Raw genomic sequence first — 25,998 nt, forward strand, 5'->3', positions numbered from 1 at the left:
TTGCGATCTCCACAGGCCGACCGCGAGCCGCTGTGGACCGGGCTGCCAGCCCGGTTCCTCCCAGGCGGCTCCGAGGAACCGGATGCGGACCGCGCCGCCACGACCCGGTCCGCGCGGCAAGAAGGCCCAGGCAGCCGGTTGATCACCGGTTGACCTGGGCCTTCACCGTACCGCCGCAGACGCGGCGCGCGGTGCCCCCAGCAGGATTCGAACCTGCGACACCCGCTTTAGGAGAGCGGTGCTCTATCCCCTGAGCTATGGAGGCGGGGGCCACCTGTAGGGGCAGCCCGGGACAGGTTAGCGGATCGGGGGGAGGGGTGTGGGCACGGCTGGCGGGCGTGATCGTGGGGGCGCGCTCTGTGGTCGGGGGGCTTGACGTCGCTTTCTGGTTGGTTGAGTCTGCTTCTTCAGTGTGCTCCAAACTCAACTGCCCAATACCAACCATGAGTTGGAGGAGTACGGCAGCATGTGGACCCACCGTTTTGGCGGGAGAGTTCCCGCCAGGATCGCCGCCCTCGGGGCGTTTTTGCTGGTCGTCGGGATGATCGTCGGGGGCCAGCCCTCGGCGGCGGTAGGCAGGGAGCGGGCGGTCACCGCGGTGACCGTGGACGGGCATGGCGCGGGGCGTACCTTCGACGGGGTCGGGGCGATCAGCGGGGGCGGGGGCAACACCCGTCTGCTGACCGACTATCCGGCCAGACAGCGCGGGCAGATACTCGACTACCTGTTCAGGCCCGGGTACGGAGCGGCGCTGCAGATACTGAAGGTGGAGATCGGCGGCGACACCAACTCCACCGACGGCGCCGAGGCCAGCCATGAGCACTCGCGCGGTGCCGTCAACTGCGGTACGGGGTACGAGTGGTGGCTGATGGAGCAGGCCAAGGCGCGCAACCCGGGGATCAAGCTGTACGGGCTGGCCTGGGGAGCGCCGGGGTGGATCGGCAACACCGGCAGCGGCGGGAACTTCTGGTCCCAGGACACCGTCGACTACCTCGTCTCCTGGCTCGGCTGCGCCAGACGGCACGGGCTCACCATCGACTACCTCGGCGGCTGGAACGAGCGTGGTTACAACGCCGCCTGGTACGAGAAGCTGCACGCCGCCCTCGCCGCCGACGGCTACCGCCACACCCAGGTGGTGGGCGCGGACTCCGGGTGGGACGTCGCCACCGCCATGCGCGGTGACCCGGCCTTCGGCAAGGCGGTCGACATCGTCGGTACGCACTACCCGTGCAGCTACATGTCGGCGATGACCCAGTGCTCCACCACCTCCGACGCCCTGGCCACCGGCAAGCAGCTGTGGGCGAGCGAGAACGGGTCCGAGGACTACAACACCGGCGGCGCCGCGCTGGCCAGAGCGGTCAACCGGGGGTATATCGACGCCAGGCTGACCGCGTACATCAACTGGCCGGTAGTGGCCGCCGTATATCCCAACCTGCCTTACAACACCATGGGGTTGGTCACCGCCGACCAGCCGTGGTCCGGTGCGTACAGTGTCGGCAAGAGCACCTGGGCGACGGCGCACACCACCCAGTTCACCCGGCCCGGCTGGCACTACATCGATACCGCCAGCGGCTACCTGGGCGGCGCCCGCGCCAACGGCTCGTATGTGACGCTGCGTTCGCCGGACTCCGGCGCGTGGAGCACGGTCGCGGAGACGCTGGACGCGACCGCGGCCCAGACGATGACCCTGAGGGTCACCGGTGGGCTGGCCGCCGGTGCGCTGCACGTGTGGTCCAGTGACTTCAACTCCGACGACCAGCGCGACTACATGGTGCGGCAGCCGGATCTCACCCCGGTGAACGGTGTGTACACGCTGAGCCTCCAGCCGGGGCGCGTCTACTCGGTGACCACCACCACAGGACAGGGCGCCGGAACCGCCCGGTCCGCGGCTCGCGGCCCGCTGCCGCTGCCGTACCGCGACGACTTCGAGCACCCCGGGGTGGGTGGTGAGGCACGACTGCTCGCCGCGCAGCAGGGCAGCTTCGAGGCGGTGCGCTGCGGTGGCGGACGGGGCGGGACCTGCGTCCAGCAGATGGCGCCGACCGCGCCCATCAACTGGGACAACCCGGCCGACCCCTATGCCACCCTCGGCGACCTCGGCTGGACCAACTACACGGTCGCCGTGGACACCCGACTCACCCAGGACGGCGCGGTGCGGCTGCTCGGGCGGGTGGGGACGCAGAGCGGCTTCTCCCCGGCCGGGATCGACTCCTACGACCTGTCGCTGTCGCACGGCGGCGGCTGGGCCATCGAGCGCGACAACACCGCACACCAGGTGACGGTGCTGGCCCAGGGCACTGACACCGAGGCCGCGGGCGACGGCTGGCACCGGCTGGCACTGGGCTTCGACGGTTCGGCCATCACCGCGTCCATCGACGGACACACCGTCGGCACTGCCGACGACACCTCGTACGGCTCAGGTCAGGTGGGCATCGGGACGGCCGGGTACGTCCAGGCGCAGTACGACAACCTCAGCGTGACGCCGGGTCCCGCCCAGACGTACGCGGGCACCTATCGGCTGGTCAACCGCAACAGCGGCAAGACGCTCGACGTCGTCGGCCAGGCCACCGCCGACGGTTCGGCCGTGGACCAGTGGACCGGCAACGGTGGCGCCAACCAGCAGTGGACGGTACGGCCCACCGGCGACGGCTACTACGCGCTGGTAGGCGTACAGAGCGGGAAGGTGCTGGAGGCGCCGGGCGGCAACCCGGACTCCGGCACCCAACTCGACATCCGTAGTGGGCCGTTGGGCGCCGCCGGGCAGTGGCGGATCGTTCCGTCCGGCGACGGCTACGCCACCCTGGAGAACCGCGCCACCGGGATGCTGGCCGACGTCGACGGCCAGTCGACCACCGACGGTGCGAGGGTGATCGAGTGGCCGTCCAACGGCGGTGCCAACCAGCAGTGGCAGTTGGCGCGCATCAACTGATCCCGGCCGCCTTCACCGTTCGTGGGCGATGATCGAGGCGGTGTGCTCGCGCACCTGCTCCGGGCTGAGGTACACGTCCGTGTACTCGAAGTCCTGCAGTTTCGCGGGCTTTTGGGACAGGAAGCCGATCCGCACGAAGTCATCGCCCGCGAACGCGTTGATCAGCCAGTTGGTCATCACCCGGACCTTGGCGACGTTGGTGCGCAGCGCCGACCAGTGGTAGCCGCGGGCCACCGCCTGCGCCGGGAGGCCGCGAAGTTCGATGCCGAGCGGCTTGGAGACCGCGTCCTTGCCACCGAGGTCGACCACCAGACCCAGGTCCTTGTGCACGTACGGCTGGAGGGGCTGGCCGCGCAGGCTCGCGATGATGTTGTCGGCCGTCTTCCTGCCCTGCCGCAGCGCGTGCTGGGCGGTGGGCGGGCACACCGCGCCGTCGCCCTTGGCGAGGTCGGGCACCGCGGCGGCGTCGCCGAGCGAGAAGACCCCGTCGAACCCCGGCAGGGTCATCTCGGCGGTCACCGCCAGCCGGCCGCGTACCGTCTCCGCGCCGAGCGTGGCGACCAGCGGGCTGGCGGCGACGCCCGCGGTCCAGATCAGGGTGCGGCAGGGGAGCACCCTGCCGTCGGTGAACGTCACCTTGTCGAGGCCCGCCTCGGCGATCGACACCCCGAGCGAGACCTCGATGCCGCGCTGGCGCAGGATCTCCAACGCGCTGCGGCCCAGTTTGTCGCCGAGTTCGGGCATCAGCTTGGGCGCGATGTCGATGAGGTGCCACTTGATGAGCCGGGGATCGAGCCGTGGGTAGCGCTTGATCGCGTTCGTGGTCAGCCGTTGCAGGCAGGCCGCGGTCTCGGTGCCCGCGTAGCCGCCGCCGACGACCACGAACTGCAGCCGGGAGGCCCGCTCCTGCTCGTCCTGGCTGGCGTCGGCTAGGTCGAGTTGGGCGATGACGTGGTCGCGGATGTACGCGGCCTCGGCGAGCGTCTTCATGCCGCGCCCGTACTCGGTGAGTCCTGGGATGTCGAAGGTGCGGGTGATGCTGCCGGGGGCCACCACGATGTAGTCGTACCGCTCGTTGATGATCTCGCCGGTGATCATGCGGATGACGCAGATCTTGGCCTTGGTGTCCACCCCGATGGCGCCGCCCGGGATGATCTTGGTGCGGTGCTTGGTGCTGCGGCGCAGCGAGAGGGCCACGGACTGCGGGGTCAAAACGCCCGAGGCGACCTGGGGCAGCAGCGGCAGGTAGAGCTGGTAGGAGTACGGGGTGACCAGGGCGATGTCCGCCTCCTCCGGGGCGAGCCTGCGCTCCAGGCGGCGTGCGCAAGCGACTCCGGCGAATCCGGCGCCCACTACGAGAATCTTGGGTCGTGCCACGGTGTCCGTCCCTTCTCGCCTTCGCTGAGGCCCGTCGCTGTGCGGGGGACGAGCCCTTCGTACTGCTCGTCTGCCCCCTTCACGGCGGTCACCCCCCATCTTTCTGGGGTTGGGCGCAGTCCGCCTGCTGGAGGCGGTGGCGCGGGCGCGTCAGGCACGCCGGGCCCGAAAAGACCGGTGGCCGGACCCGAGGGGGTCCGGCCACCGGTCAGCGGGACGGCGATCAGATCGCGGAGTGCTTGCCGTGCACCATGTCCCATGCCTCGCTGGCGTAGCGCTCACGCTCGCCCAGCGACAGCTCGGGGAAGTAGTTCTTCAGGCCCTCGACGACCTGCTGCTCCGGCTCGTGGCAGTCGCGCAGCAGGAATATGGCCTTGTGCAGGATGGTGTTGTCCACGGGTTGGTTCCCTCCGTGCTCTCGCCGGCCCGATGCAGGCGACGCGGGCCCAGGTTACGCAGCCCGGATGCGCGTCAAGCGGCTGGGCCGGGGCAATGTGGGCAGTTCCACAGCCAGGCCCGGATCTTGGTCATCAGAGGTTCAAGGGCTGGTCAGCGCGGCCCCAAGTGGCGGTTATGTCCGGGGCTTCAGTAGTGCCTGCGGGATCTCCACGAGGCAGGCCCGCAGCTGTTCGCCGAGGCTCTTTGCCTGGGGGTCGGGACGGGTGGAGGCGGCCACGCCCTCGCCGAGCAGGCCGTGGACGACGAAGTTCAGCGCCCTCAGATTCGGCAGCTCATAGCGGCTGATGGCCAGCTCGGCCGCCTCGGGCAACAGCTCCCGCAGCCGCTCCACGTCCAGGAAGCCGCGCAGCCAGTCATACGCCGCGTCATCGCGGGTCCACAGCCCCACATTGGCGTCGCCGCCCTTGTCGCCCGAGCGCGCCCCGACGACGGTACCGAGCGGAACGCTGACGTACGGACCGGGCAGCGGTGGCGCCGGATCAGCTGGGACATCCTCCTTCATCACATACGGACGTACGGGAGGACGCGGAACGGATATACGCGTGCCATTGGCCAGCACCACCTCGGGATGTACCGCGTCGCCGGAGACCAGCGCGGGCCAGTAGATCCCGTACTCGGAGGCGTGCGGCGAGGCCTGTTCCAGGTGGCAGCCCGGATAGTTGGACAGGCCGGTGCCCGCGATGGCGGTGAACAGTGCGCGGCCGACCTTCCGCTGGTCGGGGTCCTTGGCGGTCACCACCAGCCGTGCGGTGCCGGTGGGTGTATGCGGGCCGTCCAGCCGAATGTCGAGTTCGGCGAAGGCGTCGCGACCGCCCACGGCGTCGAGGAGCGCCGCCTCGGCGAACCGGGCCTTCGCCTCAAGCTCCAGGCCGGTGAGGACGAATGCGGCGGTGTTGCGGTAGCCGCCTTGGTAGTTGAGGCAGACCTTGAGCCTGTCCGGCGCGGGCTCGCCCCTGACACCGCGGACCCGCACCCGGTCGGGTCCGTCCTGGCTCAGCCTGGCGGTGTCGAAGCGCGCTATGACGTCGGGGTTGGGGTAGCTGGGCCGGTCTATCTCGTACAGCAGTTGCGCGGTGACGGTGTCGACGGTGACCGCCCCACCTGTGTCCGGGTGCTTGGTTATGACGCACGAGCCGTCCGCGTACATCTCGGCGATCGGGAAACCTGGATGGACCGGGCGGTCGAGTTCGGTGAAGAAGGAGTAGTTGCCGCCGGTGGCCTGGGCGCCGCATTCGATGATGTGCCCCGCGGCGACGGCGCCCGCGAGCCGGTCCCAGTCGTCCGGCGCCCAGTCGAACGCCCAGGCGGCGGGGCCGACGACCAGCGAGGCGTCGGTGACCCGTCCGCAGATGACCACATCGGCCCCGGCGCGCAGGGCCTCGGTGATGCCCCAGGCGCCCAGGTAGGCGTTGGCGGTCACCGGCCGTACACCGGCGTCGGCCAGCGGTCGCCCGGAGGCCAGGTGCGCGAACTCCTCGCCCGCCGCCTGGAGTTGGGACAGCCGGGGGAGCAGGTCGTCGCCCTCCAGGTGGGCGATCTTCGGGGCCAGCTCCGCGAGGGCGGCCAGTTCACCGAGCTTGGCCGCCAGACCCGCCGGGTTGAGACCGCCCGCGTTGACGACGACCTTGATGCCGCGCTCCAGACACGTGCCGAGCACCTCGCGCATCTGGGCGAGGAACGACACCGCGTAGCCGCCCTCCGGATCGCGCTGTCTGGCCTTCCAGAGGATGAGCATGGTGAGTTCGGCGAGGTAGTCGCCGGTCAGTACGTCGATGGGCCCGCCCTCGACCATCTCCCGGGCGGCGGACGGCCGGTCGCCGTAGAAGCCGGAGCAGTTGGCGATGCGCAGGGACGGGCGCGGCTGGGTCATCGGGCGTCACTCCAGATCACGTTTTCGAGTGTCGAGTCGTCGAACTGGGCCGTGCTCCACCCTTCTAGCGGTAAAGGAGCGGCGGTGTCGTGCGTTTCCGACATCTCGTTACCGCGGGGTAGCCCTCTGACGGCCTAGCAGGAGCGGCGAGCGGGCGCGGCGCCAGCAAGTCTGGAAGCTCCCGTTCCGCCGCCTGCCCCGCACTCCGACTCTCATCACCCGCCTCCTTGACGCCCGCCCCGGACCCGCGACATTAAGGACCAGCCATGTCCCTGACGCACCGCAAGGACCTAGGACTGCTCGTGCTGCGGCTGGGCGTGGGCGGGGTGCTGTTCGCGCACGGCGCCCAGAAGCTGTTCGGCTGGTTCGGCGGCCACGGCCTGACGGCCACGGCCGCGGCCATGGAGCAGATGGGCTTCAAGCCCGGCAGGCGGAGCGCGCTGGCCGCCGGGCTCGGCGAGGCGGGCGGCGGACTGCTGCTGGCGCTGGGATTCGCCACGCCCGTGGCGGGCGCGGCGGCGGCCGGGGCGATGGCGGGCGCGGTCGCGGTGCACTACCCGGCCGGGTTCTTCGCGCAGTCCGGTGGCTACGAGTACCCGCTGTTCCTCGGCTACTCGGCGGCCGGGCTGGGGGTGGCGGGGCCGGGGCGCTACTCCCTCGACCACACCACGTGCCATGTGCTCGACCGGCCCTGGGTCGCCGGGCTGGCCTTCTCGGCGAGCGCGCTGGCGGGCGCCGCGGTCATCCGGCGCCGCAGGGAGCACCAGCTCGCCGCGGCGTCCAGCGCCGTTCCGGACGACTGAGACGACTGAGAGGCGGGCTCCCGCGATGGCCGACTCCGACACCACCGCGCCCAAGGGGTTCCTGGCGGAGCTGCGGGACGCCGTCAGCACGCGCGCCGCGCTGCTGGTCATCGGCGTCTTCGTGATCGAGTTGGCGTTCATCGTCTCCTACCTGGGCGCGTTCCACTCGCCCGCCCCGCACCGCATTCCGGTCGCCGTGGTCGCCCCCGCCCCGGTGCGCGGCCAGGTGGTCGGCAGGCTGAACGCACTGCCCGGCGACCCGGTCAGGGCGCGCACCGCCACCGACCGCGCCGAGGCGCGCCGTCTGATCCTGCGCCGCACCGTGGACGCCGCCGTGGTGATCAACCCGAGCGGCACCACCGACACCCTGCTGGTCGCCTCCGCGGGCGGGCCGTCGGTCGCCCAGACCGCAGGTCAGATCGCGCAGGACGTGGAGCGGGCCAACGGCCGTACCGTGCGGGTGACCGACATCCGGCCGCCGCACCCCGCCGACGGGCGCGGGCTCAGCTCGTTCTACCTGGTCATCGGGCTGATCGTGGGCGGCTATGTGGCCTCGTCCGCGCTGGCGATGTCGCACGGCGCGCGGCCGGCCAACGTCCACCGCACGACCATCCGGCTGGGCTCCCTCGCGCTGCTGTCGATCGCCTCGGGACTGGGCGGCGCGATCATCGTCGACCCGGTCTTCGGGGCACTGCCCGGGCACTTCGGCGCGCTGTGGGGGATCGGCGCGCTCACCACGTTCACCGCGGCGGCCGTCGGCATGGCGCTTCAGGTGCTGTTCGGCCAACTCGGCGTCGGCCTGGCGCTGTTGGTCTTCGTGGTGCTGGGCAATCCGAGCGCCGGCGGGGTCTATCCGTCCTCGCTGCTGCCGCCGTTCTGGAGCGCGATCGGCCAGGCGCTGCCGACGGGGGCGGCCACCACGCTGGTCCGCAACACCGTCTACTTCAACGGGAACGGCACCGCGCTCGCCTGGTGGGTGTTGTCCGCCTGGGCGGCGGGTGGGCTGCTCGTCTCGTACGCGGCCTCGGTGCGCGGTCGCCGGGCGCTCGGCACTGCCGCGTAGCGGGGGCGTGTCGCAGGTCACACGAACCCCCGAAATATCCGGGGGAGTTCTCCCCGTTTAACCATGCGGTTGGCCGAAATCCGGCCATGTCCCTTCTGTGGGCTGTGGCCCGTAAACCCCCCAAGCGACGAAAAACCGGAAAGGAGCGCCATCGTGGGCAGTGTCGCCATCGAGCGTCAGCGGCCCCGGCTGCGGGCGGACGCGTCCCGCAACCGGGAGCGCATCGTCACCGCTGCCCGTGAGGCGCTCGTGGAGCACGGCCCCGACATCCCGCTGGACGAGGTCGCCCGGCGGGCCGGGGTCGGCAATGCCACGCTCTACCGTCACTTCGCCGACCGCACGCAGCTGATCCGCACGGTCACGCTGTCGGTCATGGACCGCGTCGCGCGACGGGCCGAGGCCGCGCTCGCCGAGGAGCCGGACGCGTTCGAGGCGCTGCGGCGGTTCACACACGAAGCGGCGGACGAACGCATCGGCGCGTTGTGTACGCTATTGTCCGGCGCGTTCGAAGAGGGTGACCCCGAACTCGTCTCCGTTGGTGATCACTTGACGGCGGCCGTGCAGGCCCTGATCTCCAGTGCGCACCGATCGGGACAGCTCCGCACCGATGTCGCCGTGGGCGATCTGATGGTTGCGCTGTCCCAGCTCACCCGGCCGCTGCCCGGCACGGCCTGCTTCAACATCGACCGATTCGCCCATCGCCATCTACAGCTCTTCCTCGACGGACTACGGACCCCCGCACGGTCCGAGCTGCCGGGAAGCGCGGTGACGCTTGAGGACCTCCAGCAAAAATCCTGAGCGTTTCCCACAACATCCCCATAGCATCGCCCTTTTCAAGACTTCTTGACCTCTCCGCATCCCTAGGTGGTTACACCCATGCCTGCTGGCGCACCTCCGCTTGACCCGAGGCGCTGGAAAGCCCTCGTATTCATCGCCATCGCCCAGTTGATGGTCGTGCTGGACGCGACCATCGTGAACATCGCGCTGCCGTCCGCCCAGCACGACCTGCACATCTCCGACGGCAACAGGCAGTGGGTGATCACCGCCTACACCCTGGCGTTCGGCGGACTTCTGCTGTTCGGCGGTCGAATAGCCGACCTCGCGGGCCGTAAGCGCGCCTTCATCATCGGTCTGCTCGGCTTCGCGGGCGCCTCCGCGCTGGGCGGCGCCGCGGTCAACACCAGCATGCTGCTCGGTGCCCGCGCGCTGCAGGGCGTGTTCGGCGCGCTGCTGGCGCCGGCCGCGCTGTCGCTGCTTTCGGTGATGTTCACCGAGGCCAAGGAGCGCGCCAAGGCGTTCGGCATCTACGGCGCCATCGCGGGCGGTGGCGCGGCCATCGGCCTGATGCTCGGCGGCGTGCTGACCGAGTACCTCAACTGGCGCTGGGCCCTGTTCGTCAACATCGGCTTCGCCGTGGTCGCCGCGGCCGGTGCGATCGCCGTGATCCACGAGCCCGCGGGCACCCGCAACCGCAACCGGCTGGACATCCCCGGCGTGCTGCTGGCCACCCTCGGCCTGGTCTCCCTGGTCTACGGCTTCACCCGCGCCGAGTCCAACGGCTGGGGCGCCGGGATCACCGTCGGCCTGTTCGTGGCGGCGGCGGTGCTGCTGTTCGCCTTCGTGATCGTCGAGTCCCGGGTCGCCACTCCGCTGCTGCCGCTGCGCGTGGTCACCGAGCGCAACCGCGGCGGTGTGTTCGCCTCGCTGGGTCTCGCCGTGATCGGCATGTTCGGGCTGTTCCTGTTCCTCACGTACTACATGCAGGTCGTCAAGGGCTACACCCCGGTGGTCAGCGGTGTGGCGTTCCTGCCGATGGTCGTCGGCATGATCACCGGCTCGACGCAGATCGGTGCCCGGCTGATGACCCGGGTGCGGCCGCGGCTGCTGATGGGGCCGGGTTTCGTGGTCGCCGCCATCGGCATGCTGATCCTGACCCAGATCAAGGTCGACAGCTCCTACCCGGCGCTGATCCTGCCCGCCCTGGTCCTGCTGGGTCTGGGCATGGGCACCGCGTTCATGCCGGCGATGAGCCTGGCCACGCACGGTGTGCAGCCGCGTGACGCCGGTGTCGCCTCCGCGATGGTCAACACCTCGCAGCAGGTGGGCGGTTCGATCGGTACCGCGCTGCTGAACACCATCGCGGCCAGCGCCACCACCTCGTACGCCACCGCGCACCTGGCGCAGGTCCGCTCGCCGCAGGCCGCCAAGCTGCTGCAGTTGCAGGCCATGGTGCACGGGTACGCCGCCGCCATCTGGTGGGCGGTCGGAATCCTGGTTGCTGCCGCCGTGATCGCGTTCGTCGCCATCAACACCGGCCACCAGGGCGGGCCTTCGGCCAGCTCTGGCGACGGTGAGGAGGAGGTCGTGGACCTTCCGATTCCGGTCGTCGCGCACTGACGTCCGCACGGCGAATGCCCCGCTTCCTTTTCGTAAGGAGGCGGGGCATTCGTCATTGAATGTTCAAGCAGTCGTAGGCTGGAGGCATGGCGACGACGGAACCCCGCTGGTTGGACGACGGACAGCAGAAGACCTGGCGTGCCTACATGGCGGCGAGCCAATTGCTCTCCGATCACATCGACCGCCAGTTGCAGCGTGACGCCGGAATGCCGCACACCTATTACTCGCTGCTGGTCTGGCTCTCCGAATCGCCGGAGCGACGGATGCGGATGACCGATCTCGCGGAGCGCTCGAAGATCACCCGCAGCCGTCTGTCGCACGCCGTCGGCCGTCTTGAGCACAACGGCTGGGTGCGGCGCGAGGACTGCCCCACGGACCGGCGCGGCCAGATGGCGGTGCTGACCGAGGAGGGGTTCGCCGCGCTGGCGGCGGCCGCGCCAGGCCATGTGGAGGCGGTGCGCTGCGCGCTGTTCGACCGGCTCAGCGCCGAGCAGGTGTGCCAGCTCGGCGAGATCATGCGCACGGTCGCGGAGGGCCTGGCGCCGCACGGCGGCGCGGATCTGCCCTGGCGGCGGTAGCGGCCACCACCGCACCGGCGAGGCGGCCGACGCGCCGTGGTCGCCGGGGGTTCGCCGGGGGCTAGAGAGGCCTCTCGAACCGCGCCACGTCCCAGTAGCGGCCGAACTTGTGGCCGGACTCCGTGTACAGCCCGCACTGGCGGAAGCCGAACCGGGTGTGCAGCCGGACCGAAGCCTCGTTCGGCAGCGCGATGCCGGCGTAGGCGCGGTGCAGGTCCTGGTCGGCCAGCGCCTCGAAAAGCGCCGTGTACAGCAGTGTGCCGATGCCGCGGCCACCCGCGTCCGGCGCGCAGTAGACCGCCGTCTCCACCGAGGTGCGGTACGCGGGCCTGGCACGGAACCGGCTGCTCGTGGCGTACCCGAGCACCCGCCCGCCCCCCTCGGCGACGAAGAGGCGGTGCGGCCCGTGCCCGGGGTGGGCGGCGAGCCACGGCTGCCGCTGCTCCGCGGTGGACGCAACCGTGTCGAAGGTGGAGTGCGTCTGAAGGACGTAATGGTTGTAGATGGCGGTGAGCTGTTCCAGATCGGCCCGCGTACCCGGCCTGATCTGCGCTTCCGTATGGTTCGTCACGGCGCGCTCCTCCGTCTGCCCATGGGAAATCCAGCAGGATACTGCAAGATCACGAAAATCAGCGGGCCGCGTGGGAATTCTGTCCTGATTCCAGTCGTTGTTTCGGACTGAGTGGGCACGCGAGAAGGTGTCCGACCGACCCAAGAGCAAACGAATACGAGATCACTGATTACGCGACCGAACCACGCAAAGGGAGCACGCATGGCAACCCGTGCCGTCGCCCGTCGCACCGATGGGCCCAGCAGTGTTCGCGCCACCGGCGGCGAGGCGGCTGACCGCGACCTGGTCGGCATGTACCTCGACGAGATCGCGCGGACCCCGCTCCTCGACGCGGCGCAGGAGGTCGAACTGTCCAGGGTCATCGAGGCCGGGGTCTTCGCCGAGCACCTGCTCGACGAGGGAGAGACAGCCGCGGGGGCGAGCGAGGAGGAACTGCGCGCGCTCGTGGACGAAGGAGCGCGCGCCAAGGACGTCTTCATCCGCTCCAACCTGCGTCTTGTCGTCGCGGTCGCCCGCCGCTATCCGCGCAGCGGACTGCCGCTGCTCGACCTCATCCAGGAGGGCAACGCGGGTCTGGTCCGGGCGGTTGAGAAGTTCGACTACGCCAAGGGTTTCAAGTTCTCGACGTACGCGACCTGGTGGATCCGGCAGGCCATCACCCGCTCGATCGCCGACCAGTCGCGCACCATCCGGCTGCCCGTCCACCTGGTGGAGGAACTGGGCCGGATACGCAGGGTGCAGCGGGAGTTCAACCGTGAGCACGGGCGCGACCCCGAGCCCGCCGAGATCGCGGCGGAGCTGGGCGCGTCGCCCGAGCGGATAGCCGATGTGCTCGACTGGGCCCGCGACCCGGTCAGCCTGAACATGTCCGTGGACGACGAGGGCGAGACCCAGTTCGGCGACCTGGTGGAGGACACCTCGGCCACCTCGCCGGAGGACTCGGTCCTGGTCATGCTGCGACGCGAGGAGCTCGAGGACCTGATCGGCCGTCTCGACGGCCGTACCGCCTCGATCATCCGCGCCCGCTACGGCATGGACGACGGCAAGGAGCGCACCCTCACCGAGGTCGGCAAGCAGCACGGGCTGACCCGTGAGCGCATCCGGCAGATCGAGAAGCACGCCCTCGTCGAGCTGAAGCGGATGGCCCGGGACCGCGGCTTCGACCACGAAGCGGCGTGAGCCGGGACGACCGTACCCTTGAACCCATGAGCACCGACAGCGTCCCCGAGCGCCCCGAGACGGCACCCCGGCTGGTCTTCGACGACCCGTTGGACCGTCCGTCGAGGGACGACTCGGACGACGGCTGGGGCGAGCGGCCGAGCGGCGGTGCGGGGGACCTCGCCCGGTTCCTGGACGAGAAGCCCCCGCACCACCTGTGACCCGTTACGAGGAGCGCGCCACCAGCGCGTCGCGGATCTCCCGGAGCAACTGCACCTCGGTCGCCTCGGCCTCGGCGTGCTCCTCCTCCTGCTGGGCGCGCCTGGCCGCCCGCCGGGCCAGGTAGCGGCTCATCGGCACCACCATCAGGAAGTACACGACCGCTCCTGTGATCAGGAAGTTGAGCACCGCGCCCAGCACCGAGCCCCACAGGACGGCCACGCCGTGCGTGACGTGCCCGGCGGAGTCGTATCCGCACGGCCCCTTCAGGCACGACTTGTAACTGGCCAGGTCCTTGGTGCCGAACGCGCCGACCACCGGGTTGATCACGCCGTTCACCACGGAGTTGACCACCCCGGTGAACGCGGCCCCGATGACGACAGCGACGGCCAGATCGACCACGTTGCCGCGCATCAGGAATTCCTTGAAGCCGCCCCACAGACCGGGCTCGGGCTCCTGCTGCTGACCGCTCGCCTGCTCGCTCACCACACCGTTCCTCAATCGCCCGCTCAACTCGCGGGCGGGCTAGGCCTGTTCGAGACCGGTGTCCAGACCGTCCAACGCGTGGGCGCACAGGCAGTCGCGCTCGTCGGCCCGCGGCAACTCACCGACCACGTCGAACAGTACGTCCCGCAGCCGGGCGACATTGGCCGCGAAGAACTTGAAGACCTCCTCCTGGGAGACGCCCTCACCGTGCTCCGCGCCCGCGTCCAGGTCTGTCACCAGTGTCAACGACGTGTAGCACAGGCCCAGTTCACGCGCCAGGGCCGCCTCCGGATGCCCGGTCATCCCGACCACCGCCCAGCCCTGTGCCGCGTGCCACAGTGACTCGGCGCGGGTGGAGAACCGCGGCCCCTCGATCACCACCAGCGTGCCGCCGTCCACCGCGTCCCAGCCGCCGGCCCGCGCGGTGCGCACCGCCGTGCGCCGCCCCTGCGGGCAGTACGGGTCGGCGAACGCCACGTGCACCACGTTGGGCACCCGGCCGTCGGGCAGCGCCTCGCCGTCGTAGTACGTCTGGACGCGCGACTTCGTACGGTCCACCAACTGGTCGGGGACGAGCAGGGTGCCGGGGCCGAACTCGTCCCGCAGGCCGCCCACCGCGCAGGGGCCGAGGACCTGGGTGACACCGAGCGAGCGCAGCGCCCACAGATTGGCGCGGTAGTTGATCCGGTGCGGCGGCAGATGGTGCTTGCGTCCGTGCCGGGGGAGGAAGGCGACCTTGCGTCCGGCCACCTCTCCGAGGAACAGGGAGTCGCTCGGCGCGCCATAGGGGGTGTCGACTGTGATTTCCGTCACATCGTCCAGGAAGGCGTAGAAACCGGACCCTCCGATGACACCTATCTCCGCCGGGCCGCTGCTGGTCTGCGTCATGCCGTCACCCTAGCCGTGCCGGACATGGCCGGGACCCCACCGAAACGCTTCGGTGGGGTCCGTACGCAAGACGTAAGGTGTGCGGCCCGCCCGGTCAGGCGGCCGGAGTGCTGGCTGCCGCCGTGCTGGACGACTTGGACTCCGAGCCGCCGGACGACTTGGACTCCGAGCTGGTCGAGGACGACTTCGCCGGGCTGCTGCTGGACGACGAGCCGCGGCTGTCCGTCCGGTAGAAGCCGGAGCCCTTGAAGACGACACCGACCGCGGAGAACACCTTGCGCAGCCTGCCTTGGCAGCTCGGGCACTCGGTGAGCGCCGGGTCGCTGAACTTCTGCACCGCCTCTAGGGGCTCGCCGCACTCGGTGCACTGGTACTGGTAGGTCGGCACTTGCTCCTCCTGGCACTCTCACTCAATGAGTGCTAACGACGCTCCATAGTGCAGTATTCCGGCGCATCAGTCCACCGCGAGCCGTGTCACACCCGGCACGGCGTACCCCTTCCGGCGGCCGGTCACCCGTCCTGACGGGTGGTGGACAGGCGTCCCCGCAACGTCAGCAGGGTGGCCAGCGCCAGGGCCGTACCGCCCAGCGGGACCAGGAAGCCCGCGCTGGCCCCGAACCGGTCGGCCAGCTGACCGGAGACCGTGGCAGCCGCGGCCTGGCCCAGCGCCACCGCGCCGGTCAGCCAGGTGAACGCCTCGGTCCTGGCCGCCGCCGGGACCAGCGACTCCACCAGGGTGTAGCCGGTGATCAGCGAGGGCGCGATGCACAGCCCGACCAGCAGCCCCAGCGCGCCCAGCAGCGGCACCGCGTGCACCGCCCACAGTGTCGAGCAGGCCAGCGTCAGCAGCGGGTAGGCGACCAGCAGCCGGCGCTGCGGGGTGACCTTCCAGGCGATGGCGCCGCACACGACGCCCGCGCACATGTTGCCCGCGGCGAACGTGCCGTACAGCAGGCCGTTGATGCCGGGCTCGCCGATCGCCTGGGTGAAGGCGGTCAGGGAGACCTGCATGCCGCCGAAGACCGAGCCGATGCCGAGGAACACGATCGCCAGCACCCGCACGCCCGGCACGGTGAGCGCGGAGGCGTGCCGCGTGCCGCCGCCCGCCAAGCGGCTCGGCACCGGTGCGGTGCGCCGCTGCGCGGCGAACAGCAGACCGCCGACCAGTGTCAGCGCCGCCTCGGCGACCAGTCCGGCCGCCGGGTGCACCGACGTGCACAGCGCGGTGGCCAGCACCGGGCCGACCACGAAGGTGAACTCGTCGGTCACCGACTCGAAGGCGGCGGCCGTCGACATCAGCGGCGAGCCGTTCAGCTTCACCGCCCACCGGGACCGCACCATCGGCCCGACCTGCGGCACCGAGGCGCCCGCGGGCACCGCCGCGGCCAGCAGCGCCCACAGCGGGGCGTGTGCCAGCGCCAGGGTGATGAGCGCGGCGATGGCGGCGGTGTGCACCAGGACTCCGGGCAGCAGTACGGCGCCCTGGCCGAAGCGGTCGGCCAGCTTGCCGCTCTGCGGGGCGAACAGCGCCATGGACACGCCGGTGGCGGCGGAGACCACGCCGGCGCTGCCGTAGGAGCCTGTGGTGTGCTGCACCAGCAGCACGATGCCGATGGTCAGCATCGCGAAGGGCTGGCGGGCGGCGAAGCCGGGGAGCAGGAACGTCCATGCGTCCGCAGTGCGCAGCAGCTGCTTGTAGCCGGGGCGCGCGGACCGGCTCGTTGTCTGTTCTGAGGTACCGGTGCCGGTCTCGGGACCGGTGTCCACGCGGTCGTGTTCGCGGACCGTGGTTGCCACGGCCAGGGCCTTTCTGCCGCCTGGTAGCGCACCGATGGGATTGCCACGCGATGCGCCGAGAGCTGTCCTCTCGCGCAGGGCGCCGGTAGATACCGTCGGTCCGCACCGTTCGGGTGGCAGAGGGACCGCGGCCGCCGTGCGGTCGCGCCAGCTCTGCATCAGGCAGAGTTGGGGATTTACAACATCACCATGTTAGCGGTATGAGTCGGATCCGCGCTCCACCCGGCCGTGTGGGCGGTGCGACACCGGACGCGTCCCCCTGTGCGGCCGGTGCGCGGCCGGGGCGTGGCCCTCCAGCCAGCCCGCCAGCTTGCCGCCGCGGCCCACCGCGCGCAGCCGCCGCTCGGCCGCGTCCCGCACCTGGTCGATGGCCACCACCAGCAGCTCGTCGCCGCGCCGCAGTACGGTCGCCGGGCCCGGCACGAAGCTCTTGCCGTCCCGTACCACCAGGGTGACCGCGGCGCCGGGCGGCAGCCGCAGCTCCGAGACCTCCACGCCGTGCATCCGGGACCGCTCGGGTATGGAGACCGACAGTAGATGGCCGCGCAGCCGCTCCAGGGGCGCGGACTCTATGCCCAGGTCCGCGGCGGCCTCCGGGGTGCCGAGCCGCAGACGCCTGGCGACCCACGGCAGGGTGGGGCCCTGCACCAGGGTGAAGACGATCACCAGCACGAAGACGATGTTGAACACCCGGTGGCTGTCGGCGACTTGGTGCACCATCGGGATGGTCGCCAGCACGATGGGCACGGCGCCGCGCAGCCCCGCCCAGGACAGCAGCGCCTGCTCCCGCCAGGGGGCGCGGAACGGGGTCAGCGTGGCGACCACCGACAGCGGCCTGGCCACCAGCGTCAGCACAGCCCCGATGATCACCGCGGGCAGCAGGTCGGGGCCCAGGTCGCGCGGTGCGACCAGCAGACCGAGCAGTACGAACATGCCTATCTGCGCCAGCCACGCGACGCCCTCGGCGAAGCCGCGGGTCGCCGGCCGGTGCGGCAGCGGCGCGTTGCCCAGCACCAGGGCGGCCAGATAGACCGCGAGGAAGCCGCTGCCGTGCGCCAGGGAGCCGCCCGCGTAGGCCAGCACCGCGAGCGCCATCACGGCTATCGGGTACAGACCGGAGGCGGGCAGCGCGACGTGCTTGAGCGCGAGGGCGCCGAGCTTGCCTACGGCGATGCCGACGGCGGCGCCGATCGCCAGCTCCAGCACGATCTTGCCGAGCAGCACGTACCAGTGCTCGATCGGTCCCGCGGTGGAGAAGGCGACCACGAGGATGACGACGGGCGCGTCGTTGAAGCCGGACTCGGCCTCCAGGATGCCGTTCAGCCGGGGCGGCAGCGGCACCTTGCGCAGCACGGAGAAGACCGCCGCCGCGTCGGTCGAGGACACCACCGCGCCGATGATCAGCGCCTGCCGCCAGTCGAGGCCCACCAGGAAGTGCGCGGCGGCGGCCGTGACGGCCACGCTCACCGCGACGCCGGCCGTGGACAGCACGGCCGCCGCGGGCACCGCGGGTTTGATCTCGTGCCACTTGGTGCCAAGGCCGCCCTCGGCGAGGATCACCACGAGCGCCGCGTACCCCAACACCTGGGTCAGGGCCGCGTCGTTGAACTGGACTCCGATGCCGTCCTGGCCGATGGCCACGCCGATGCCCAGGTAGAGCAGAAGGCTCGGCAGCCCGCTGCGGGACGACACCCTTACCGCCGCCACCGCGACGAGCAGGACGAGGGCGGAGACCAGCAGGACTTCGTTGAGGTGCTCGACAGACAGGGCGCGGTCCTTCCGTTAAGGGGGCGGGCCGTACTGGGGTTGCTGGAACGGGAGTTCGTTTCCCTCTCTAACATTTTACCTGTACTTGGGATTCCGGGGTCCCCCTGCCTGGCGGGCGCCCGCTCCCCATATGGTTGCTGCCAGCACTTCGGTCCACCCTGCCCCGCGAAGGACAGCGATGCCCGCCAACACGTCCGGCCCTCCCGCGAAGAAGAAGGGCCGCCGCGCACGATTGCTCGTGATCGTGGTCGTACTGCTCCTGGTGTCGGGCATCGGCTACGGCTCGTACTGGACGGTCAGTACGATCCGCGCCTCCTACCCGCAGACCACCGGCACGCTCCAGCTCAAGGGGCTGTCAGGCCCGGTCCAGGTGGACCGGGACGCGCAGGGCATCCCGCAGATCTACGCGGACTCCACCGCGGACCTGTTCCGCGCGCAGGGCTACGTGCAGGCGCAGGACCGCTTCTACGAGATGGACGTGCGCCGCCACTTCACCGCGGGCCGCCTCTCCGAGATGTTCGGCTCCAGCGAGGTGGACAACGACGCTTTCATCCGCACCCTGGGCATGCGGCAGGCCGCCCAGCAGGAGTGGGACACCCAGCTGTCGCCCGAGACCAAGGCGAACGTGCAGGCCTACACCGACGGTGTCAACGCCTACCTGTCCAGCCACCACGGCGCCGCCCTGTCGGTGGAGTACACCGCGCTGGACATCGGCAACGGCTACAAGCCGGAGGCGTGGACCCCGGTGGACTCGGTCTCCTGGCTCAAGGCGATGGCCTGGGACCTGCGCGGCAACATGCAGGACGAGATCGACCGCGCCCTGATGACCAGCCGCCTCACCACCGCGCAGATCGAGCAGCTCTACCCGCAGTACCCGTACGACCGCAACCAGCCCGTCGTGGACGCAGGCACGGTCGCGAACGGCGGCAAGGACTTCGTACCGCAGGGCACCACCGGTACCGCGTCGGCGCCCGGCACCAACAACGCCGGCGGCCAACTCGCCGCGCTGGCACACACGGTGGACAACGTGCCCGCGCTGCTCGGACCGACCGGCAACGGCATCGGCTCCAACGCCTGGGTGGTGTCCGGCAAGTACACCACCACCGGCAAGCCGCTGCTGGCCAACGACCCGCACCTGGCGCCCCAACTGCCGTCCGTCTGGTACCAGATGGGCCTGCACTGCCGCACGGTGAGCGCCTCCTGCCCTTACGACGTCACCGGGTACACGTTCGCCGGAATGCCCGGTGTGGTGATCGGGCACAACCAGAACATCGCCTGGGGCCTGACCAACATGGGCGCCGACACCACCGACCTGTACCTGGAGAAGGTCACCGGGGACAGCTACCTCTACGACGGCAAGCAGGTGCCGTTCACCACCCGCCAGGAGACCATCAAGGTCGCGGGCGGCAGCAGCCGCACCATCACCGTGCGGGTCGCCAACAACGGGATGCCGGTCATCTCCGATGTCAGCGACGAGCTGAGCACCGTCGGCCAGGAGGCACCGGTCAGCGACCCGGCGCCGGACCGTCGGGGCGGCTACGCGGTGGCGCTGCGCTGGTCCGCGCTCACCCCGGGCAAGACCATGGACGCGGTCTTCGAGGTGGACAAGGCCGCCAACTTCGACCAGTTCAGGGCCGCCGCCGCGGACTTCTCGGCGCCCGCGCAGAACCTGGTCTACGCCGACACCAAGGGCCACATCGGATACCAGGCGACCGGCCAGATCCCGGTCCGCGCCAAGGGCTTCGACGGCCGCTGGCCGGCTCCCGGATGGGACCCGCGCGCCCAGTGGACCGGCTGGGTGCCGCGTACCGCGCTGCCCTACGAGGAGGACCCCAAGAGCGGCTACATCGTCACCGCCAACCAGGCCGTCGCGGGCAAGGACTACCCGTACGAGATCACCGACGACTGGGGCTACGGCACCCGTAGCCAGCGCATCAACGACCTGATCCAGTCAAAACTGGCGGGCGGCGGAAAGATCTCCATGGACGACATGCAGTCCATGCAGATGGACAACAGCAGCGAGATCGCCAAGCTGCTGGTGCCGTACCTGCTGAAGATCAACGTCACCGACCCCTACGTCCGCCAGGCGCAGCAGCTGCTGGAGGGCTGGGACTTCAGCCAGAGCTCGGACTCGGCCGCCGCCGCGTACTTCAACGCTGTGTGGCGCAACACCCTCAAGCTCGCCTTCGGCAACAAGATGCCCAAGGAGCTGCGGCCCAAGGGGCAGTGCCTGTGGGTGACCCCGACCAGCGACTCCGGCCAGGCCAACAACCTGGGCGGCGGCCAGCAGCTGGTCAACGAGTGCGGTGAGCGCGATCCGTCGCAGGCGCAGCCGGACGGCGGCGACCGGTGGTTCGAAGTGGTCCGCGAGATCCTGCCGAACGCCAACAACCCCTGGTGGAACACCTCCACCACGAGCAACAAGCCGGCCACCACCCGTGACCAGCTGCTCGCCCAGGCGATGAAGGACGCCCGCTTCGAGCTGACCTCCAAGCTCGGCAAGGACATCGACACCTGGAGCTGGGGACGGCTGCACAAGATGGAGCTGCGCAGCCAGACGCTGGGCAGCGGTGACAACCCCGCCCTGCTCAAGTGGCTGCTCAACCGCGGCCCGTGGCAGCTCAGCGGCGGCGAGGCGGCGGTCGACGCGAGCGGCTGGAACGCGGCGGGCGGCTACGACGTGGTCTGGGTGCCGTCGATGCGGATGATCGTCAACCTCGACGACTTCGACAAGTCCCGCTGGATAAACCTCACCGGCGCCTCGGGTCACGCCTACAGCGCCCACTACACGGACCAGACGAACATGTGGGTCAACGGCCAGCTACTGCCCTGGTCCTACACCAGTGCGACGGTCGACAAGGGCACCAAGGACAAGCTGACGCTGACGCCGTAGGGCGGCCCCGGGGCGCTCCTCAGGCGAAGCGCCGGACGCCGTCGGGTGTGATCACCGCGTGCACGGGGTGGTCGTGCGGTTCCCTCGGGACCCGGGCGACCACCTCGTGCGCGTAGAGCAGCACCACCAGCGCCGGGTGCGCACCGGCGCGGGCCAGCCGGGCCAGTACCCGGTCGTAGGAGCCGCCGCCGCGGCCCAGCCGCACGCCGTGCGCGTCCACCGCCAGCCCCGGCAGCAGCACGGTGTCCGCGCCCAGCACCGCGTCGCACCCCAGCCGCGGGCCGTCCGGCTCCAGCAGACCGCGCCCGGCCGGGGCCAGCGAGTCCGGCCCGCCGTATACGGCCCAGTCGAGATCGTTGTCCGGCCGCAGCACCGGCAGCAGCACCCGCACCCCGCGCCCGCGCAGGACGTCGAGCAGTTCCCGGGTGCCGGGCTCGCCGCCCACCGACACATAGCCGGCGACCGTGCCCGCCGCCGCCAACTGCGGCAGTTCAAGGGCGTGTTCGGCCAGTGCGCGGGCCGCCGCCGACCGCTGCGGCGGCGTCATCGCGCGGCGGGCCGCCAGCAGATCGGCGCGCAGCGTGATCTTGTCGGCGGCCCCCTGACCGGTATCGCCCATTACATCCCCTGGTGATCATGTCCGCGATTCACACGCGGATCACATTTCTATGTCACACACAACGGTTATCGTGCGGAACATGACTCAGGTACGCCCTCGGATCAGCAAGGCTGTCATCCCCGCTGCAGGGCTCGGCACCCGGTTCCTCCCGGCGACCAAGGCGACGCCCAAGGAGATGCTGCCGGTCGTGGACAAGCCCGCGATCCAGTACGTCGTCGAGGAGGCCGTGGCCGCCGGGCTCTCGGACGTACTCATGGTGACCGGCCGTAACAAGCGGCCACTGGAGGACCATTTCGACCGCAACTACGAGCTCGAAGAGGCCCTCAGCCGCAAGGGGGACGAGTCCCGGCTGGCCAAGGTCCAGGAGTCCAGCGACCTGGCCACCATGCACTACGTGCGCCAGGGCGACCCCAGGGGCCTCGGCCATGCCGTGCTGTGCGCCGAGCCGCATGTGGCGCGGCAGCCGTTCGCGGTACTGCTCGGCGACGACCTGATCGATCCGCGTGATCGACTGCTGACCCGCATGATCGAGGTCCAGGAACGATTCGGCGGCAGTGTGGTGGCCCTCATGGAGGTCGACCCGGCACAGATCCACCTCTACGGCTGCGCCGCGGTCAAACCCATGGACGAGGTCGACGTCGTCCGGGTCACCGACCTGGTGGAGAAGCCGACCACCGCCGAGGCGCCCTCCTCGTACGCCGTCATCGGCCGGTACGTGCTCGACGCCGGCGTCTTCGACGTGCTCAAGCAGACCCCGCCGGGGCGTGCGGGCGAGATCCAGCTCACCGACGCGCTGCGCGAACTCGCCCTGGACGAGACGCCGGGCGGCCCGGTGCACGGTGTGCTGTTCTCCGGGCGGCGGTATGACACCGGTGACCGCGGTGACTATCTGCGGGCGATCGTGCGGCTGGCATGCGAACGTGATGACCTGGGACCGGAGTTCCGGGCCTGGCTTCGCCATTACGTCTCGGAGGAAATGCAAACGTGAGCAGTCCGGAGAGGTCCGCCCCGGCGGCGGACGGGGGTGGGGCGGACCGCGTGTGGTCGGTGGACGACCACCTTGACGACATCCTGCGGCGGCTGACCCCGCTGGAACCCATCGAGCTGCAACTCCTCGACGCGCAAGGGTGCGTACTGGTCGAGGACGTGACGGTCCCGGTGGCGCTGCCGCCGTTCGACAACAGCTCGATGGACGGCTACGCGGTGCGCGTCGCCGACGTCGCGGGCGCGGGCGAGGACACCGCGGTGGTCCTCAAGGTCATCGGCGACGTGGCGGCGGGCGAAGCGCAGCTGCCCACCGTCGGCCCCGGGCAGGCCGCGCGGATCATGACCGGCGCACCGCTGCCGCCCGGCGCGCAGGCCGTCGTGCCCGTCGAGTGGACCGACGCGGGCCACGGCGCCGGCCCGGCCACCACCATGCGGGCACACAGCGCCGACCCGGCGGGCGCCAGCGGCGAGGTCCGGGTCCACCGGCCGGTCGAGCCCGGCGCCCATGTCCGCGCCCGCGGCAGTGACGCTCCGGTGGGCGAGCCGGCTCTCGCCGCGGGGACCCGGTTGGGGCCGCCGCAGATCGCGCTGCTGGCCGCGATCGGCCGCGGCCAGGTGCTGGTCCGGCCGCGGCCACGGGTCGTCGTGCTGTCCACCGGCAGCGAACTGGTGCCGCCCGGCGAGGAGTTGGGGCCCGGGCAGATCCATGACTCCAACAGCTACGCGCTGGCCGCCGCCGCCCGTGAGGCGGGCGCCATCGCCTACCGGGTGGGCGCGGTCGCCGACGACGCGGCGACGCTGCGCGCGACGATCGAGGACCAGCTGATCCGCGCCGACCTCATCGTCACCAGCGGCGGCGTCAGCGTCGGCGCGTACGACGTGGTCAAGGAGGCGCTGTCGGAACTGGAGTTCCGCAAGCTGGCCATGCAACCGGGCAAGCCGCAGGGCTTCGGCCTGATCGGCGCCGACCGCACCCCGCTGCTGGCGCTGCCCGGGAACCCGGTCAGCTCCTACGTCTCCTTCGAACTGTTCGTACGGCCGGTGATCCGCGCGCTGATGGGCCTGGAGCCGGTGCGCCGGGAGACGGTCACCGCGCGCTGCGCGGCGCGGATCAGCGGTTCGCCCGAGGGCAAGCGGCAGTTCCTGCGCGGCTGGTACGAGGACGGCGCGGTGACCCCGGTGGGCGGCGCCGGTTCGCACCTGGTCAAGGCGCTCGCGCACGCCAACGCGCTGATCGTGGTGCCCGAGCGGAGCACCGGGATCGACGAGGGCGCGGAAGTGGACGTGATCCTGCTCGGTTGACCGTCGGCGGCTGCCGGTACCGTTGCTGCACCAGGCAAGCGGACTTGACCGGCGGAGCACTGGACCGGGAGAACCATGAGCAGCCCACCTGACCACCAAGGTCATCTGACGCACCTCGACGAGGCCGGTGCGGCCCGCATGGTCGACGTGAGCGGCAAGGACGTGACCGCGCGCACCGCCCGCGCCACCGGGCGGGTACTGGTTTCCGGCCGCGTCGTGGAACTGCTGCGCGGCGAGGGCGTGCCCAAGGGCGACGCCCTCGCCACCGCACGGATCGCCGGCATCATGGGCGCCAAGCGCACGCCCGAGCTGATCCCGCTGTGCCATCCGCTCGCCGTCTCCGGTGTGCGGGTGGAACTGGCGGTCACGGACGACGCGGTGGAGATCGCGGCCACGGTGAAGACCACCGACCGCACCGGCGTGGAGATGGAGGCGCTGACCGCGGTCAGCGTCGCCGCGCTCACCGTCGTCGACATGGTCAAGGCGGTGGACAAGGCCGCGGTCATCACGGACATCAGAGTGGAGACCAAGACCGGCGGCAAGTCCGGCGACTGGTCCCGCCCGGAGGGGTCACGGTGAGCGGGGCGGGCCGGGCGCTCGTGGTGACCGCCTCCAACCGGGCCGCCGCCGGGGTCTACGAGGACCGGGGCGGGCCGCTGATCGCGGCCGCCCTGACGGAGCTGGGGTTCGCGGTGGACGGGCCGCGGGTGGTGCCGGACGGCGACCCCGTCGAGGAGGCGCTGCGGGCGGCGGTCGCCGCCGCCTACGACGTGGTGCTGACCACCGGCGGCACCGGCCTTTCGCCCACCGACCGCACCCCCGAGGCCACTCGCCGGGTCATCGACTTCGAGGTTCCCGGCATCGCCGAGGCGATCCGCGCGGCGGGCCGCGAGAAGGTGCCCACCGCGGCGCTCTCGCGTGGCCTCGCCGGTGTCGCGGGAGGCACCCTGGTGGTGAACCTGCCCGGTTCGACGGGCGGCGTACGGGACGGCCTGGCCGTCCTCGCACCGCTCCTGGCCCACGCCGTCGACCAGATCCACGGCGGCGACCACCCCCGCACCGACCGGAGACCGAGCTGAACGGACCCTGGGTCACCGAACTGGTGGACGGCGATGTGACGCTCCGCCCGATAAGGATGCGCGACCAGCGCGCCTGGCGGGAGGTCAACCGCCGCAACCGCGAGTGGCTGCGGCCCTGGGAGGCCACCATGCCGCCCGCGCCGCCCGGCCATGTCGCGCACCGTCCGACGTACCGGCAGATGGTGCGCCATCTGCGGGCCGAGGCGCACGCAGGGCGGATGCTGCCGCTCGTCGTGGAGTACCAGGGGCGCCTGGTGGGGCAGTTGACGATCGCGGGCATCACCTGGGGGTCGATGTGCTCGGCGCACATCGGCTACTGGGTGGACGAGGCGGTGGCCGGGCGCGGGGTCATTCCGACCGCGGTCGCGCTCGCCGTCGACCACTGCTTCCGCTCCATGGGCCTGCACCGCGTCGAGGTGTGCATCCGCCCGGAGAACGGGCCGAGCCGCCGGGTGGTGGAGAAGCTCGGCTTCCGGGAGGAGGGGCTGCGCCCGCGCTATCTGCACATCGACGGGGCATGGCGGGACCACCTGGTCTACGCGCTCACTGTCGACGAGGTGCCCGAGGGCATGCTGGCCCGCTGGCACCGGGCGCGTCCCGGCGCATCCCACAAATAAAATACCTGTTCGAAAATGGCCCCTGAATGACCGTATTCGCCGCGAGACCAGCCCAACAATCACAAAAAAAGTTCGGCATATCAGCCAGATCGTGCGACACACCGCGCCGAATTGCTGTTGGGCCGTCACTGGGGCCCCT

General features: G+C 70.7%; 24 protein-coding genes and 1 tRNA gene. 14 read left to right on the top strand and 11 right to left on the bottom strand.

Annotated elements, in window-relative coordinates:
- Positions 1-192: 192 nt before the first annotated feature.
- Positions 193-265 (bottom strand) — tRNA-Arg (locus O5O46_RS13770).
- Positions 266-466: 201 nt separating this feature from the next.
- On the opposite strand from O5O46_RS13770, the gene O5O46_RS13775 reads away from it, so the two are divergent.
- Positions 467-2,929, top strand: coding sequence for an RICIN domain-containing protein (locus tag O5O46_RS13775; protein WP_269855675.1), 2,463 nt, complete (start codon positions 467-469; stop codon positions 2,927-2,929).
- Positions 2,930-2,941: 12 nt separating this feature from the next.
- Here O5O46_RS13775 and O5O46_RS13780 read toward each other — a convergent pair whose 3' ends face one another.
- The 3 genes from O5O46_RS13780 to O5O46_RS13790 form a co-directional block, all read right to left on the bottom strand.
- Positions 2,942-4,306, bottom strand: coding sequence for an NAD(P)/FAD-dependent oxidoreductase (locus O5O46_RS13780; protein ID WP_269855676.1), 1,365 nt, complete (start codon positions 4,304-4,306; stop codon positions 2,942-2,944).
- Between the two features lie 223 nt (positions 4,307-4,529).
- Positions 4,530-4,703: a hypothetical protein gene (locus O5O46_RS13785; RefSeq protein ID WP_269855677.1), complete on the bottom strand. Its 174-nt coding sequence runs from the start codon at positions 4,701-4,703 to the stop codon at positions 4,530-4,532.
- A 174-nt stretch (positions 4,704-4,877) separates the two neighbouring features.
- The gene (locus O5O46_RS13790; RefSeq protein ID WP_269855678.1) at positions 4,878-6,635 is read right to left on the bottom strand and encodes an acyclic terpene utilization AtuA family protein; all 1,758 of its coding nucleotides are present in this window, start codon (positions 6,633-6,635) and stop codon (positions 4,878-4,880) included.
- 266 nt (positions 6,636-6,901) lie between these two features.
- Here O5O46_RS13790 and O5O46_RS13795 point away from each other — a divergent pair, with 266 nt between their 5' ends.
- From O5O46_RS13795 to O5O46_RS13815, 5 genes are all read left to right on the top strand, one after another.
- Positions 6,902-7,438, top strand: a complete 537-nt coding sequence (locus O5O46_RS13795; RefSeq protein WP_269855679.1) for a DoxX family membrane protein — start codon at positions 6,902-6,904, stop codon at positions 7,436-7,438.
- Between the two features lie 25 nt (positions 7,439-7,463).
- On the top strand, positions 7,464-8,501 hold the full coding sequence (locus O5O46_RS13800) for an ABC transporter permease (protein WP_269855680.1): 1,038 nt from the start codon (positions 7,464-7,466) through the stop codon (positions 8,499-8,501).
- A gap of 150 nt (positions 8,502-8,651) precedes the next feature.
- Complete coding sequence (locus O5O46_RS13805; RefSeq protein ID WP_269855835.1) at positions 8,652-9,299, top strand: TetR/AcrR family transcriptional regulator; 648 nt, start codon at positions 8,652-8,654, stop codon at positions 9,297-9,299.
- A 78-nt stretch (positions 9,300-9,377) separates the two neighbouring features.
- Positions 9,378-10,898, top strand: a complete 1,521-nt coding sequence (locus O5O46_RS13810) for an MFS transporter (protein ID WP_269855681.1) — start codon at positions 9,378-9,380, stop codon at positions 10,896-10,898.
- Between the two features lie 86 nt (positions 10,899-10,984).
- Positions 10,985-11,476 (top strand): MarR family winged helix-turn-helix transcriptional regulator, encoded by a 492-nt coding sequence (locus O5O46_RS13815; RefSeq protein WP_269855682.1) that lies wholly within the window; start codon positions 10,985-10,987, stop codon positions 11,474-11,476.
- Between the two features lie 61 nt (positions 11,477-11,537).
- On the opposite strand, the gene O5O46_RS13820 is transcribed toward O5O46_RS13815, so the two are convergent.
- Entirely contained in the window at positions 11,538-12,047 is a 510-nt protein-coding gene (locus O5O46_RS13820; protein WP_269855683.1) for a GNAT family N-acetyltransferase, read from the bottom strand.
- 201 nt (positions 12,048-12,248) lie between these two features.
- Here O5O46_RS13820 and O5O46_RS13825 point away from each other — a divergent pair, with 201 nt between their 5' ends.
- The gene (locus O5O46_RS13825; RefSeq protein ID WP_269855684.1) at positions 12,249-13,226 is read left to right on the top strand and encodes a sigma-70 family RNA polymerase sigma factor; all 978 of its coding nucleotides are present in this window, start codon (positions 12,249-12,251) and stop codon (positions 13,224-13,226) included.
- A gap of 26 nt (positions 13,227-13,252) precedes the next feature.
- The gene (locus O5O46_RS13830) at positions 13,253-13,426 is read left to right on the top strand and encodes a hypothetical protein (RefSeq protein ID WP_269855685.1); all 174 of its coding nucleotides are present in this window, start codon (positions 13,253-13,255) and stop codon (positions 13,424-13,426) included.
- 4 nt (positions 13,427-13,430) lie between these two features.
- On the opposite strand, the gene mscL is transcribed toward O5O46_RS13830, so the two are convergent.
- From mscL to O5O46_RS13855, 5 genes are all read right to left on the bottom strand, one after another.
- Entirely contained in the window at positions 13,431-13,910 is a 480-nt protein-coding gene (gene mscL / locus O5O46_RS13835) for a large conductance mechanosensitive channel protein MscL (RefSeq protein ID WP_269855686.1), read from the bottom strand.
- 39 nt (positions 13,911-13,949) lie between these two features.
- Complete coding sequence (locus tag O5O46_RS13840) at positions 13,950-14,798, bottom strand: S-methyl-5'-thioadenosine phosphorylase (RefSeq protein ID WP_269855687.1); 849 nt, start codon at positions 14,796-14,798, stop codon at positions 13,950-13,952.
- Between the two features lie 94 nt (positions 14,799-14,892).
- Entirely contained in the window at positions 14,893-15,186 is a 294-nt protein-coding gene (locus O5O46_RS13845) for an FmdB family zinc ribbon protein (RefSeq protein WP_269855688.1), read from the bottom strand.
- 122 nt (positions 15,187-15,308) lie between these two features.
- Complete coding sequence (locus O5O46_RS13850) at positions 15,309-16,595, bottom strand: MFS transporter (protein ID WP_443072513.1); 1,287 nt, start codon at positions 16,593-16,595, stop codon at positions 15,309-15,311.
- Between the two features lie 192 nt (positions 16,596-16,787).
- Positions 16,788-18,335, bottom strand: coding sequence for a potassium/proton antiporter (locus O5O46_RS13855; RefSeq protein WP_333482376.1), 1,548 nt, complete (start codon positions 18,333-18,335; stop codon positions 16,788-16,790).
- Between the two features lie 205 nt (positions 18,336-18,540).
- Here O5O46_RS13855 and O5O46_RS13860 point away from each other — a divergent pair, with 205 nt between their 5' ends.
- On the top strand, positions 18,541-21,255 hold the full coding sequence (locus O5O46_RS13860) for a penicillin acylase family protein (protein WP_269855689.1): 2,715 nt from the start codon (positions 18,541-18,543) through the stop codon (positions 21,253-21,255).
- A 19-nt stretch (positions 21,256-21,274) separates the two neighbouring features.
- Here O5O46_RS13860 and O5O46_RS13865 read toward each other — a convergent pair whose 3' ends face one another.
- A complete protein-coding gene (locus O5O46_RS13865; protein WP_269855690.1) occupies positions 21,275-21,874 on the bottom strand; it encodes a 5-formyltetrahydrofolate cyclo-ligase in 600 nt (199 codons plus the stop codon).
- 79 nt (positions 21,875-21,953) lie between these two features.
- On the opposite strand from O5O46_RS13865, the gene galU reads away from it, so the two are divergent.
- The 5 genes from galU to O5O46_RS13890 all read left to right on the top strand — a co-directional run bounded on the left by galU (position 21,954) and on the right by O5O46_RS13890 (position 25,859).
- Entirely contained in the window at positions 21,954-22,862 is a 909-nt protein-coding gene (galU, locus tag O5O46_RS13870; RefSeq protein ID WP_269855691.1) for a UTP--glucose-1-phosphate uridylyltransferase GalU, read from the top strand.
- Entirely contained in the window at positions 22,859-24,163 is a 1,305-nt protein-coding gene (gene glp / locus O5O46_RS13875; RefSeq protein WP_269855692.1) for a molybdotransferase-like divisome protein Glp, read from the top strand. Before galU ends, glp begins: the two co-directional genes overlap by 4 nt.
- Before the next feature lie 75 nt (positions 24,164-24,238).
- Positions 24,239-24,742: a cyclic pyranopterin monophosphate synthase MoaC gene (gene moaC, locus O5O46_RS13880; protein ID WP_269855693.1), complete on the top strand. Its 504-nt coding sequence runs from the start codon at positions 24,239-24,241 to the stop codon at positions 24,740-24,742.
- The gene (locus O5O46_RS13885; protein ID WP_269855694.1) at positions 24,739-25,242 is read left to right on the top strand and encodes a MogA/MoaB family molybdenum cofactor biosynthesis protein; all 504 of its coding nucleotides are present in this window, start codon (positions 24,739-24,741) and stop codon (positions 25,240-25,242) included. Before moaC ends, O5O46_RS13885 begins: the two co-directional genes overlap by 4 nt.
- A gap of 56 nt (positions 25,243-25,298) precedes the next feature.
- Positions 25,299-25,859: a GNAT family N-acetyltransferase gene (locus tag O5O46_RS13890; RefSeq protein WP_391858397.1), complete on the top strand. Its 561-nt coding sequence runs from the start codon at positions 25,299-25,301 to the stop codon at positions 25,857-25,859.
- Positions 25,860-25,998: the final 139 nt, after the last annotated feature.

The sequence above is a fragment of the Streptomyces sp. RPT161 genome, assembly GCF_027533845.1.
Taxonomy (GTDB): Bacteria; Actinomycetota; Actinomycetes; order Streptomycetales; family Streptomycetaceae; genus Streptantibioticus_A; species Streptantibioticus_A silvisoli_A.